At 72.5% G+C, this 12409-nt stretch carries 12 protein-coding genes; 9 read left to right on the top strand and 3 right to left on the bottom strand.

What is annotated here, in order from left to right; genetic code table 11:
* Window positions 1-189 precede the first annotated feature (189 nt).
* The 5 genes from K7787_RS06515 (at window position 190) to K7787_RS06535 (ending at window position 6738) form a co-directional block, all read left to right on the top strand.
* On the top strand, window positions 190-1383 hold the full coding sequence (locus K7787_RS06515; protein WP_223000765.1) for an ABC transporter ATP-binding protein: 1194 nt from the start codon (window positions 190-192) through the stop codon (window positions 1381-1383).
* 29 nt (window positions 1384-1412) lie between these two features.
* Window positions 1413-2609, top strand: a complete 1197-nt coding sequence (locus K7787_RS06520; RefSeq protein ID WP_223000766.1) for an ABC transporter substrate-binding protein — start codon at window positions 1413-1415, stop codon at window positions 2607-2609.
* A gap of 3 nt (window positions 2610-2612) precedes the next feature.
* Window positions 2613-3521, top strand: coding sequence for an ABC transporter permease (locus tag K7787_RS06525; RefSeq protein WP_372456612.1), 909 nt, complete (start codon window positions 2613-2615; stop codon window positions 3519-3521).
* 58 nt (window positions 3522-3579) lie between these two features.
* A complete protein-coding gene (locus tag K7787_RS06530; RefSeq protein WP_223000768.1) occupies window positions 3580-4395 on the top strand; it encodes an ABC transporter permease in 816 nt (271 codons plus the stop codon).
* Window positions 4396-4572: 177 nt separating this feature from the next.
* Window positions 4573-6738, top strand: a complete 2166-nt coding sequence (locus K7787_RS06535; protein WP_223000769.1) for a tetratricopeptide repeat protein — start codon at window positions 4573-4575, stop codon at window positions 6736-6738.
* A 98-nt stretch (window positions 6739-6836) separates the two neighbouring features.
* Here K7787_RS06535 and K7787_RS06540 read toward each other — a convergent pair whose 3' ends face one another.
* Window positions 6837-7259, bottom strand: coding sequence for a hypothetical protein (locus K7787_RS06540; protein ID WP_247720610.1), 423 nt, complete (start codon window positions 7257-7259; stop codon window positions 6837-6839).
* 249 nt (window positions 7260-7508) lie between these two features.
* Between K7787_RS06540 and K7787_RS06545 the strand changes: the two genes are divergently transcribed.
* The 3 genes from K7787_RS06545 to K7787_RS06555 all read left to right on the top strand — a co-directional run bounded on the left by K7787_RS06545 (window position 7509) and on the right by K7787_RS06555 (window position 8872).
* On the top strand, window positions 7509-8288 hold the full coding sequence (locus K7787_RS06545) for a VOC family protein (protein WP_223000770.1): 780 nt from the start codon (window positions 7509-7511) through the stop codon (window positions 8286-8288).
* Between the two features lie 117 nt (window positions 8289-8405).
* Window positions 8406-8621 (top strand): DUF6199 family natural product biosynthesis protein, encoded by a 216-nt coding sequence (locus tag K7787_RS06550; RefSeq protein ID WP_223000771.1) that lies wholly within the window; start codon window positions 8406-8408, stop codon window positions 8619-8621.
* The gene (locus tag K7787_RS06555; protein ID WP_164391589.1) at window positions 8618-8872 is read left to right on the top strand and encodes a hypothetical protein; all 255 of its coding nucleotides are present in this window, start codon (window positions 8618-8620) and stop codon (window positions 8870-8872) included. Before K7787_RS06550 ends, K7787_RS06555 begins: the two co-directional genes overlap by 4 nt.
* Before the next feature lie 136 nt (window positions 8873-9008).
* Here K7787_RS06555 and K7787_RS06560 read toward each other — a convergent pair whose 3' ends face one another.
* Complete coding sequence (locus K7787_RS06560) at window positions 9009-9671, bottom strand: class I SAM-dependent methyltransferase (protein ID WP_223000772.1); 663 nt, start codon at window positions 9669-9671, stop codon at window positions 9009-9011.
* A 43-nt stretch (window positions 9672-9714) separates the two neighbouring features.
* A complete protein-coding gene (locus K7787_RS06565; RefSeq protein WP_223000773.1) occupies window positions 9715-10974 on the bottom strand; it encodes an MFS transporter in 1260 nt (419 codons plus the stop codon).
* Window positions 10975-11052: 78 nt separating this feature from the next.
* Here K7787_RS06565 and K7787_RS06570 point away from each other — a divergent pair, with 78 nt between their 5' ends.
* Entirely contained in the window at window positions 11053-11937 is an 885-nt protein-coding gene (locus K7787_RS06570; protein ID WP_223000774.1) for a winged helix-turn-helix transcriptional regulator, read from the top strand.
* Window positions 11938-12409: the final 472 nt, after the last annotated feature.

Here is a 12409-nt window from a genome sequence, read left to right on the forward strand (position 1 = left end):
CGTGTCGCCTGTGCCGTCCGTGCCGCGGCCGCGGTCCATGGCCGCCACGGCCTCGCTCCCGGTGTGTCGTCGTTTCACGGCCCCCACCCTGCCAGTTGACCCAAGCTTTGCCCGGAGGCGGTCTTGAGCTTTGAACTATGACTTCATAGGTTTTCGTTCAACGTCCGTGCGCGTCAGAAGGGTTCCCGTATGGAGGGAATGGCGGTCCGGTTACAGGGGCTGCGCAAGACGTTCTCGGAGACGGTCGCCGTGGCCGGCGTCGACCTGGAGATCCGGGACGGGGAGTTCTTCTCCATGCTCGGCCCGTCCGGGTCGGGCAAGACCACGGTGCTGCGCCTGATCGCGGGCTTCGAGACGCCCACCGCGGGGCGGATCGAACTCGCCGGCCAGGAGGTCACCGGTCTCGCGCCGTTCGAGCGGGACGTGCACACCGTCTTCCAGGACTACGCCCTCTTCCCGCACATGACGGTCGAGCAGAACGTCGCCTACGCGCTGAAGGTCCGCAAGGTGCCGCGGGCCGAGCGGCTGGCCCGCGCCCGGGAGGCGCTCGCCGGCGTACGCCTGGACGGCTACGGCTCGCGCCGCCCCGCCCAGTTGTCCGGCGGCCAGCGTCAGCGGGTCGCGCTCGCCCGCGCCCTCGTGGGCCGCCCCCGCGTGCTGCTGCTCGACGAACCGCTCGGCGCGCTCGACCTCAAGCTGCGCGAGCAGATGCAGCTGGAGCTCAAGGCGCTCCAGCGCGAGGTCGGCATCACGTTCGTGTTCGTCACCCACGACCAGGAGGAGGCCCTGACGATGAGCGACCGCGTCGCCGTCTTCCACCAGGGCCGCCTCGAACAGGTCGGTGCCCCGGCCGAGATCTACGAACGTCCGGCCACCGCCTTCGTGGCCTCCTTCGTCGGCACCTCCAATCTGCTGCGGGGCGAGACGGCCCGGCGCGTCCTGGGTACGGGCGGCGCCCACAGCGTCCGGCCGGAGAAGATCCGCGTCCTGGACGAGTCCGCCTGCGTCGACGAGCCCGGGGTCGTCTCCGCCGCCGGCACGGTCGCCGAGGTCGTCTACCGGGGCGACGCCACCCGATTCCTGGTGGACCTGGACGCCGGGGGCCGTCTCACCGCCCTCCAGCAGAATCTGGAGACCTCCGCCGAGGACGTGGCCGCCTACCGGGGCGCCCGGGTGCGTCTGGCCTGGCACCGCCGCCACACCGTCCCGATCCCCGAGGAATCCGCCCCCCGCCCCGGCGCCGCAGACACCACCGGCACCGCGGACGCCCCCGATGCCACGAACACCTCGGCTCCCGCCGAGTCCCCCGGCACCGCCGGTCGTCCCGACCGTCCCGATCCCGCCAAGTCCCCCGGCACCGCCCAGGTCCCCGACGCCCGCTGAACCGCCCCCGTACCGTTGGGAGTCACGCCGTGCGCCTCACCCGAATCCGCCGAACGGCGGCCACCGCCGCGCTGCTGCTGACCGCCGCCGCCTGCGGCTCCTCCGGCGGGGGCGACGCCCCGTCCGGAGGACTCAACCCGCCCGATCTGAAGGCGCCGACCAGGCTCGGCGCGGGCGAGGGGCAGGTGAACCTGATCGCCTGGGCGGGATACGTGGAGGACGGCTCCAACGATCCCAAGGCCGACTGGGTCAGCGGCTTCGAGCAGCGCACCGGCTGCCAGGTGCGGTCCAAGGTCGCGGCCAGCTCCGACGAGATGGTCAAGCTGATGAAGACCGGTGACTACGACGCCGTGTCGGCCTCCGGGGACGCCTCCCTGCGCCTGATCGCCTCCGGTGACGCCGCCCCGGTCAACACGGACCTCGTCCCCAACTACCGTGACGTGTTCCCCGACTTGAAGATGCAGCCGTGGAACTCGGTCAAGGGCACGGCGTACGGCATCCCGCACGGCCGCGGCGCCAACCTGCTGATGTACGACACCGAGAAGGTGAAACCGGCGCCCACCTCCTGGTCCGCCGTCTTCGACGGGGCGTCCGCGTACAAGGGCCATGTCACCGCGTACGACTCGCCGATCTACATCGCCGACGCGGCCCTGTATCTCAAGGCCACCAAACCCGAGTTGGGGATCAAGGACCCGTACGCGCTGGACCAGAAGCAGTTCGACGCCGCCGTGGCCCTGCTGAAGAAGCAGAACGCGTCCGTGGGCGAGTACTGGAGCGACTACCTGAAGGAGGTCTCCGCCTTCAAGAGCGGCGACTCCGTGATCGGCACGACCTGGCAGGTGATCGCCAACCTCGCCGCCTCGGAGGGCGCCCGGGTCAAGGCGTCGGTGCCGAAGGAGGGTTCGACCGGCTGGTCCGACACCTGGATGGTCGCCGCCGAGGCCAAGCATCCCAACTGCGCCTACAAATGGCTGGACTGGATCGTCTCGCCGAAGGTCAACGCCCAGGTGGCCGAGTACTTCGGCGAGGCCCCCGCCAACGCGAAGGCCTGCGCGCAGACCGCCGACAAGGACTTCTGCGCCACCTACCACGCCGCCGACACCGCCTACTGGAAGCGCATCGCGTTCTGGAACACGCCCATCGAGCAGTGCCTGGACGGCCGCACGGAGGTGAAGTGCGTCCCGTACGCGAAGTGGGTGCAGGCCTGGACCGAGATCAAGGGCTGAGCCGTGACCGCCACCGCACCGGCCGCCCGGAGCGCCGAACGCCGACCCCAGGGGCCGCTGCGCCGCGCGGCCGGGGCGCTGCACCGCCGTCCCCGGCTCCGCCTCGCCCTGCTGCTGACCGCCCCGCTGCTGTGGCTGGCCGTGCTCTATCTCGGGTCGCTGAGCGTGCTGTTCGTCTCCGCGTTCTGGACGACGGACTCCTTCACGTCGGCGGTCGTGCGGGTGTGGTCGGCCGACAACTTCCACGCGCTGGTCACCACCCCCGTCTACCGTCAGGTGATCGTGCGCAGCGTCGGCGTGGCCCTGGCGGTGACCGTGCTGTGCGCGGTGATCGCCTTCCCGCTGGCGTTCTACACCGCGCGCGTGGCCCGGCCCCGGTGGCGCCCGCTGCTGGTGGTGGCCATCCTCACGCCGCTGTGGGCGAGTTACCTGGTCAAGGTGTACGCCTGGCGGCTGATCCTGTCCCAGGGCGGACTCGCCGACTGGATGCTCAGGCCGTTCGGGCTCAGCGGCCCGGGGTTCGGGCTCCCGGCGACCGTCCTCACCCTCACCTATCTGTGGCTGCCGTACATGGTCCTGCCCCTGCACACGGCGCTGCGGCAACTGCCCGACGGGCTGCTGGACGCGTCGGCGGACCTCGGCGCGCGGCCGGGCCGTACCTTCCGGTCGGTCGTCCTGCCGCTGGTGCTGCCGTCCCTCGCCGCCGGCTCGGTCTTCACCTTCTCGCTCAGCCTCGGCGACTACATCACCGTGCAGATCGTCGGCGGCAAGACCCAGTTGATCGGCAACCTCGTCTACTCGGACATCGAGCTGAACCTGCCCATGGCCGCGGCCCTTGGCACGGTCCCCGTCGTCGTCATCGTGCTCTACCTGCTGGCGATCCGCCGCACCGGCGCCCTCAGCAGCCTGTGAACCGCCGTACCGAAGTCCCTGATCCGCTCCACCGAGTCCCCAGGGGGTGTTCCACGCCATGCGGCTCACCCGCGGCGTGCGCATCGCACTGCGCACCGCCGCTGCCCTCGGCTTCGCGGTGATCTACGTCCCGCTGCTGCTGGTCCTCGTCAACTCCCTCAACCCGGACCGCAGCGCGAGCTGGCCGCCGCCCGGCCTGACCCTGCACTGGTGGTCGGTGGCCTGGGCCAACTCCGGTGCCCGCGCGGCGCTGTGGACGTCGGTGAAGGCCGGGCTCGGCGCCACCGCGATCGCCCTGGTGCTCGGCACGCTCACCGCGTTCGCGGTCGCCCGGCACCGCTTCTTCGGCCGCGGGGCGATCTCCTTCGTGGTGGTCCTGCCCATCGCGCTGCCCGGCATCGTCACCGGCATCGCCCTCAACTCGGCGTTCTCCACGGTGCTGAAGCCGCTCGGGGTGGGGCTCGGCCTGTTCACGGTCGTCGTCGGCCACGCCACCTTCTGCGTCGTGGTGGTCTTCAACAACGTCGTCGCCCGGCTGCGCCGCACCTCGCCCTCCTATGAGGAGGCGGCGATGGACCTCGGCGCCGACACCTTCCGCGTCTTCGCCGACATCACCTTCCCGCTGGTGCGCTCGGCGCTGTTCGCGGGCGGGCTGCTGGCCTTCGCCCTGTCCTTCGACGAGATCGTGGTGACCACGTTCACCGCCGGCCCGGGGGTGGAGACCCTGCCCGTGTGGATCTTCGGCAACATGACCCGCCCGCAGCAGGCCCCGGTGGTCAACGTGGTCGCGGCGGTCCTCGTCCTGCTGTCCGTCCTGCCGATCCACCTGGCCCAGCGCCTCTCGGCGGACACGGCGACGGACAGCAGGGCGTAGCGACGAGGGCCGACGCGGCGCCTCGTCCTTTCCCGGCGGATACGGCCGGGGACGAGGCCCGCGTATCCCGCCGAAACGACCGCGCACCGGTCTCCCCTGGCCTAGCGTGACCGCAGGGCGGAAGGGGGCCGGGTGAGCAATCACATCAGTGGCGGGGTTTTCTTCGGTACGGTCATCATGGGGCAGCGAGTGACGGTGACCCTCCCCCCGGAGATCACCCCCGCCCTGCGCGGGCTGCCCAGGCGCGACCGGACGTTCTCCGGACGCCGCGAGGAACTCTCCACCATCGCAGGAGAGTGGGAACGCGGCCCGGTGGTGACGATCGTCGGCATGCCGGGGGTCGGCAAGACCGCGCTGGCGGTGGAGGCCGCCTGGCGGGCGTGGAAGGACGAGGGCCGGTTCCCCGGCGGGGTGCTCTTCTTCGAGCTGCACAGCTACGACAACCGCAACCGGGTCTCGACCCGGCAGGCACTCGCCCAGTCGCTGACCGCCCTCGCGGTGCCGATCGAGACCGTCCGGGACGACGAACAGGCGTTGACCAGACTCTACCGCTCGGTTCTGGCGGCCTACGCCGAGCGGAACCGGCGTCTCCTCGTCGTGGTGGACGACACGTCGGGCGAGGACGAGGCCGAGGCGCTGCTCCCCGCCGACGACTACCACGCCGCGCTGGTGACCTCACGCCACAAACTGGTGCTCGGCGGAGCGCGGATGGTCCTGCGCCCTCTGGACACCGACGGCGCGGTCGAGTTGGTCCGGCGGGAACTCGGCGCCGACGACGCGAGAGTGGACGGCGACCGCGCCTCGGCCGAGCGGATAGCGGACCTGTGCGGCCATCTGCCGCTCGCGGTGAGGATCTCGGCGGCCCTGCTGGCCGACTTTCCCGTCAGGCCGCTGGCCGAGTTCGCCGCGCAACTGGCCGAGGCGCATCGCCGGCTCGACACCCTGTCCCGGGACGAACGCACCGTCCGGGCCGCCTTCGACCTCTCGTACCAGCGGCTGCGGCCGGACCAGGCGCGGCTTTTCAGGCTGTTGGCACTCAATCCAGGGCCGGACGTGTCCACCGAGGCGGCCGGCCGACTGGCGAACGCGGCGGTCGACAGGCTGCTCGAGTCGCTCGCCCGGACGCACCTGATCGAGGCTCCGCGGTGGGGCCGCTGGACCTTCCACGATCTGGTCCGCCTCTACGCGGAGGAGCGGGCCTCGGCCGACACCGACGAGGAACTGCGGGCAGCCCAAGGGCGGTTGAACAGCTACTATCTGGAGACGGCCGCGGACGCCGCGCTCCACCTCAACGACCTCGTCCGGATGAGCAACGACGGGCCGCTGACCCGTTTCCTGACGAACCCGGGCGCCGGCATCGCGTGGCTGGACGAGGAGTACGCCAATCTGGTGGCGACGGCCGTGCGCGCGCAGGAAGAGGGACACGACGCGCTCTCGGTCGTCCTGCCCGTCGCGCTGAGCGGCTATCTGCGCCTGCGCCGTGTCCTTCCCCAGTGGACGGGCCTCCTGGAAGGGGCGGTCTCGGCCGGGCAGTCCCTCGGGGACGTGGAGCTCACCGGCATCGCCCTGGACCTCCTCGGCCTCGCGTTGCAGGAGCAGGGCCGTCTGGTGGAGGCGGCCGTGGCCACGCGCCAGGCGGTGAAGTGCTTTCGGCAGGTGGACGAGGATTTCCGCGAGAACGTCGCGTGGAGCCATCTCGGCACGGTCCTCGTCCGCCAGGGCCGGTACGAGGAAGCCGTCGAGATCCTCCGCGTCGCCGTGGACCGGCTGGAGAGGCAGGGCGGGCGGATGACCAGCAGGGCGCACGCCCTGAAGGATCTCGGCGACGCTCTGCTGCGGCTGGGGCGCTTCGAGGAGGCCGAGGAGTTCAGCCGGGAGGCGGCGAACTGCTTCTGGCAGCCGGTGGGGGACGAGATCTCCGAGGCGGAGGCATGCCTCTGCCAGGGTTCGGCTCTGCTCGCCCTCGGCGCCCCGGCACTGGCCCTGATCCCCCTCCACCGGGCGAGCGAGCACTTCCGCAAGCACGAGAACCTGGCCGGACTGGCCTCGACGCTGAAGGTGTACGGCCGCGCGGTGTGGGCACTCGGCCACCGGGACCGGGCCGTCGATGTCCTGCGCGAGGCCGTCGAGTGCGCAGCGGAGGCGGGGAACGACGGATTGCGGTCCGAGGCCGTCGACGAGCTGGTCTCGGTGTACACGATGCTCGGCCGGACCGAGGAGGCGGCCCGGCTGGCCCCGGCCCAGGGCGTGCGAGCCCTGCCGTCGCCCGGTACCCCGTCGGCGGCCGCCGCGTCCGACGGCGGCAGGCGGCGGCGTTTCGGATGGCTCTCCCGGCGGCGCTGAGCGGACCCGGAGGGAGGGCCGGTATAGGGATCCGGGACGGACCGGTGTCGTGGGCCGACGGTCCCGGGCCACCGGGATCCATGTCCCGGAGCCGACGTTCAGTCCTGCCGGGCGGGGGGATCCGTCGGGGTGGGGGAGGGCGGTGCGGCGGCGGTGTTGAAGGTGATGCCGGAGAAGTCCCGGCCCTGGACCAGCGGTCCGTGGAAGGTGCCGCCGCTGATGGTGTTGTGCACTTCACCATCACCGGTGCGCAGCGCTCCGGTCTGTTCGTGCCACTGCCGCAGGTCGGCGCCGAACCGCGCGTCGAGCACGGCCCGAGCCGCCAGGGCGTCCCTGAGCGCGTTCGCGCGCTCGGGGCCGGGGGCCCGCGCCAGCGCCGCCAGCTCGGCCTCCCCCGAGGACACCGCGGGAGTGTCCTCGCCGCGCCGGAACGGGCGGCGTACCAGCGTGCTCAGCGCGTCCCACGCCCGCTGACCCGCCTCGCCCCCGGCGCCACCGGCCAGCGCCACCAGCAAGGCCATGGAAATCGGCTCCACCGTGCCCACCCCTGTCATCCGTGTCACCCGTCCGGACCGTGCCCCACACGGTACGGGCAACTCCCGGCCGTCCGGAGGTGAACCGGACAAACTCCATGTCGACGCGTCGTGGCAGCCTCCCGCTCACTCCGGCGGGCCACGGCCTCACCGGGTCGCGGGGGCCGGCGGCGTGTCGACGGAGGAGGCCGTCTTCGGAAGGCAAAGGTGGCTGGACACCTCGTGGAAGGACGAAGGATGCCCGAAGTCACCGCTCCGTACGCGACCGGCACCCCTTGCTGGGTCGATCTGATGGCGAAGGACCAGCAGCGCGCGCTGGACTTCTACCGTGATCTGTTCGGCTGGCAGGGCCGACCGGGCCCGGCCGAGTACGGCGGATACGCGGTCTGCGAGCTGCGCGGCATGGCCGCCGCCGGCATCGGCCCGGCGATGGCCCCCGAGGGGATGCCGGAGCCGCCGACGGTCTGGACCACCTACCTGGCCAGCACGGACGCCCAGGCGTCCCAGGACGCGATCGTCTCCGCGGGCGGCACCCTGCTGGTCCCGGTGATGGACGTCGGCACCCTCGGCCGCATGCTGGTCGCCGCCGACCCCCAGGGCGCGGTGTTCGGCGTCTGGCAGCCGGGCGACTTCTTCGGCGCGCGGGTGGTCAACGAGGCGGGCGCCCTGACCTGGAACGAGCTGCACACCGCCGACGTGCCCGCCGCCACCGCCTTCTACGGCGAGGCGTTCGGCATCGAGATCGAACCGCTCGACGGCGCGGACGCCTACTGGGAACTGCGCGTGGGCGGCCGGGCGGTCGGCGGGGTCACCTTGCTCGCCGACGATCCGCCCGGCACTCCCGCGCACTGGCTGAGCTACTTCGCCGTCGACGACGTCGACTCCACCGTCGACGCCCTGGTCAAGCGCAACGGAACGGTCCTCGCCCCGCCGTTCGACATGATGGCCGGCCGGATGGCCGTGGTCGCCGACCCCCAGGGCGCCCCGTTCGCGATGATCACGCCGACCCGGCCGTAGGCGAAGAGTCCCCCGGGCGGGTGTCCGTCCCGTCCCCCGGGGCACCCGTATCCGCACCACGGGTTCCGCCGGCCGGGCGGGGGCCCGGTAGGGCGGAAGCACGGGAGGGGACGTCGCGTGTTCCTTGTTCTGCTGTGTCTGATGGCGGCCATGGGTCTGGCGCAGGTGCTCAGACCGCGGCTGCTGTGGAAGACGAACCGGCCGCTGCAACGGCCGTTCGTCGAGGACTACGACGCGACCGAACCCACCGCCCGCGGCTACCCGATGACGCGGCTGGTCGGGATGTGCTTCCTCGGGATGGTGACATGGATGATCGTCCGGGCGGTGTCATGACACCGCGTGCCGAACAGCGGGCCTCGCGCTCCTCCGTCTGGACGGGCGCGGTCCTGCGCTCCGCCCAGTTGGCCTATCTCGCGTTCCTGGTGCTCTCCACCGGTCTGCTGGCCTCCGCCGTCGCCACCGGGGCCGCGGTGCGCACCGTGCTCGGCCTCGCGGTCCAGGCCGCCCTGTGGGCGGCGTTGCTGCTGGCGGGGCCCACGGAGCCGGGCCGCGGCCGGCGCGGCCGCCACGACAGGCGCGCGTGACGTACCGCAGCCACGTGTGACGTACCGGAGCCACGTGTGACACAGCTGAGGCACGTGTGGCACAGCTGAGGCACGTGCGACACCGCTGAGGCACGTGTGAGGTATCGGGCGGGCCGCCGGCCGACGATCATCCCGATCAGGCGGTCCCCGTTTCCGCCTTGCGGGCGAGGAGGTGGACCTCCTTGAACTGGCGGCGGTCGGTGGGCTGGGGCTCGCGGACCGTGCGGGCGACCTCGGTGAGCCCCAACTCCCGCAGCAGCGTGGCGAGATGGTCGGGCGCCCACCGGTAGGCCGGTGCGACCGCGTGGTCGAAGCGCTGGGTGGGGCGGGACGGCCCCTCGCTCGCCGAGAAGCCGATCAGCAGGTGCCCGCCGGGCGCCAGGACGCGGTGGAACTCGGCGAGGACTGCGGGCAGTTCCCACGGCGGGGTGTGGATGACGGACCACCGCGAGAGGATGCCGCCCAGCGCCCCGTCGGCGATGTCCAGCGCGGCCATCGAGCCGACCTCGAAGCGCAGTCCCGGGAAGTCCTGCCGGGCCAGCTCGATCATCGCGGGCGAGGCGTCGACGCCGAACGCCTCCAGCCCCGACTCGGCGAGATACGCGGTGACATGACCGGGTCCGCACCCCAGGTCCGCGACCTCGCGGTTGCCGCTCGCCCGTACGACCTCGGCGAAGACGCCCAGGATCGCACGGTCGAGGGGGCTGTCGCGCAGCGAGTCGCGGAACAGCTGCGCGTAGGTGGAGGCGACGGCGTCGTAGGCATCGCGGGTGGCGCCGAGGGCATCGTGTTCGACCATGCCCGCCACGGTAGCCGCCGCCCGCCCCGAACCGGGGTGCCGCTCAAGCCAGTTCGCGCATGCGGCGCACCGGGCTCGCCAGGAGCACCACCGGGCTGACCAGGGAGAGCACGGCCATGAGGACGAACGAGGCGCGCTCGTTCCTCAGGGCGGCGGCGCCTCCCGCGGCCAGCGCGCCGAACGGGATCGCGCCCCAGGAGACGAAGCGGACCGTCGCCATCACGCGCGGCAGCAGTTCCGGCGGCGTGGCGGTCTGCCGGTAGGTGCGGGTCACGATGCTCGTGACCACCACGCAGGCGCCGAAGCCGGCGTTGCCCAGGGCGAACTGCGCCAGCCCCGCGGAGTGGCCGGACAGCGCCATCAGCACGGCGAAGCACGGGGAGGCCACCGCGGCCCGGCGCAGCGCCCGGCCGCTGCCCAGCCGGGCCACGATCCGTGGGGTCAGCGCCGCGCCGACCAGGGTGCCGAGGCCGTCGGCCGCGATGAGCACGCCGACCAGGGCGGGCGGTGCGTCGAGGGTGCGGACCAGGAAGACCGGGGTGAGCGCCATCAGGCCGCCGCAGACGAAGTTGACGGCGGTCGCGTCCGCCGCGCAGGGGCCGATCACGGGGTGCCGGGTGACGTACCGCCAGCCCTCGCGGATCATCTCGGCCATGCCGCGCCGCGAGCCCTGGTGGGCGGGGTGCGGGACCCGCGGGAGGCTGCTCATGAGGGCGGCGGAGACGAGATAGCTCACCGCGTCGACCACGATCGACGTGGCCGCGCCGAGCAGTTGGACCAGGACGCCGCCGAGGGACGGACCGCCGAGCTGGGTCGCCGCATGCGTGCCGGAGGTGAGGCTGTTGCGGGCGGTGAGTTCCTCCTTGGTGACGATGGAGGGCAGGAAGGTCGAGTTGCCGACGTCGAAGACGACGGACGCGAGTCCGACCACCAGCGCCACGACGATCAGCTGCGGCAGGCCCAGGACGCCGAGCGCGGCGGCCGCCGGCACCGAGACCACGGCGACGGCCCGGGTGAGGTCCATCGCCACCTGGGTCCCGCGCAACGGCAGGCGGTGCACGAGGACCCCGGCCGGGAGGCCGATCAGGAGCCAGGCGGCGTAGGAGGCGGCCGTGATCAGGCTGACCTCGAACGCCGAGGCGTGCAGCACGAGGACGGCGAGCAGCGGCAGGGCCACCGCCGTGACCGCGTCGCCGATGCCGCTCGCCGTGGACGCGCCCCAGTACCGCCAGAACGCCGCCGCGTGCGAGGCGCCGTCCGCCTGCCTCTCCTCGTCTCCCGGTCCCTGCACGGCCGTCGTCATGCCCGCCCCCATTGCGCTCGCCGAGTGAGTCACTCCGCCGAGTGAGTCTCTTTAGGGAACTGACTATACTCATGGATCATGCGGTACACAGAGATCGACGACCCGGACTGCGCGATCGCACAGGCGCTGGCGGTGGTCGGCGACCCGTGGACGCTGCTCCTCATCCGCGACATCGCGGGCGGAACGCACCAGTTCGACGCCCTGCAGGGCGAACTCGGCATCAGCCGCAAGGTTCTGACGGGCCGTCTGAAGACCCTGGTCGCGGACGGCGTCCTGGAGAGGCGCCTCTACAGCGCGCGCCCCGCCCGCTTCGAGTACCACCTGACGCCGGCCGGGCGGGGCCTGCTGCCGGTCCTCGTCGCCCTCCAGGACTGGGGCGCCCGCCATGTGATGGGCGACGGCGCGCTCTCGGCCACCAGCGCGGACGACTCCGCCGAGACCCGGCGCGTGCACGCCCTGGTGGGGCGGCGTCTTCCCGGACTGGAACTCGCCGGCCCGCAGGGCGCGCCGGTGGACCCGGTCGCCGCGGACCGGGCCTGGACGGTCCTGTACTGCTTCCCCGGGGCCTACGCGCCCGGCGGGCACGACTACCCGCCGGGCTGGGAGCGGATCCCGGGCGCCCGGGGCTGCACGCTGGAATCGTGCACGTACCGCGACCGGATGGCGGACTTCGCGGAGCGCGACGCGCGCGTGCACGGGGTCAGCACCCAGCGCCCCGACCAGCTCGCCGCGTTCGCGGAGCACGCGCGGATCGCGTTCCCGCTGCTGTCGGACGCCGATCTGCAACTGGCCGGATCGCTGCGGCTGCCCACCTTCCGGGCGTCGGGCGTAGACCGCCTCAAGCGCCTCACCCTCGTCCTCGACGCGTCCCGCACGGTACGCGGCGTGCTGTATCCGCTCCACGACCCGGCGGGTTCGGTCGACGACGCCCTGGCGCTCATCGACTCGCTGGCCGGGGCGTGAGCGGCGGTTCGGCCGCACCGCGCCGTCCCCGCCGGCCGTGGGCGGCGGCGGACGACCACGGCGACCATGGGCGAGACTCGGCCATATCCAGCTGATCGGATCCCGGCCACCTCCTCGCTCCGCTCACAGCGGACACACAGAAAATCCATGGAACATCGGGCCGCCGGGGCCACGGACGCCGCTGATTCGGTGGCCGGAGGTTTCCGGCCACGGCCGACAACCAAGATCAAGTCTCTGTACGGGCCCACGGGCGCCCGCGTAAGGTGGCGCCGCGCTTGGCGGGAACCTGACCATTCCGCTTCGAGCCGAGCGCATGCCACTCAGCGACCGGGGGAACCGCCGTCGCTCACGGGGAGGAGGGCCGCGTCCGTGCTGCCGTCGCATGCGCGTCGTGGTCCCACGCACGCCGATTCGGCTGTGGTCACGCCTTTCTGACGTCACGTCAGCGGTGTGTGCGGCGCACCGCCGCTTC

It is taken from the genome of Streptomyces sennicomposti, assembly GCF_019890635.1.
In the GTDB taxonomy this organism is placed as follows: domain Bacteria; phylum Actinomycetota; class Actinomycetes; order Streptomycetales; family Streptomycetaceae; genus Streptomyces; species Streptomyces sennicomposti.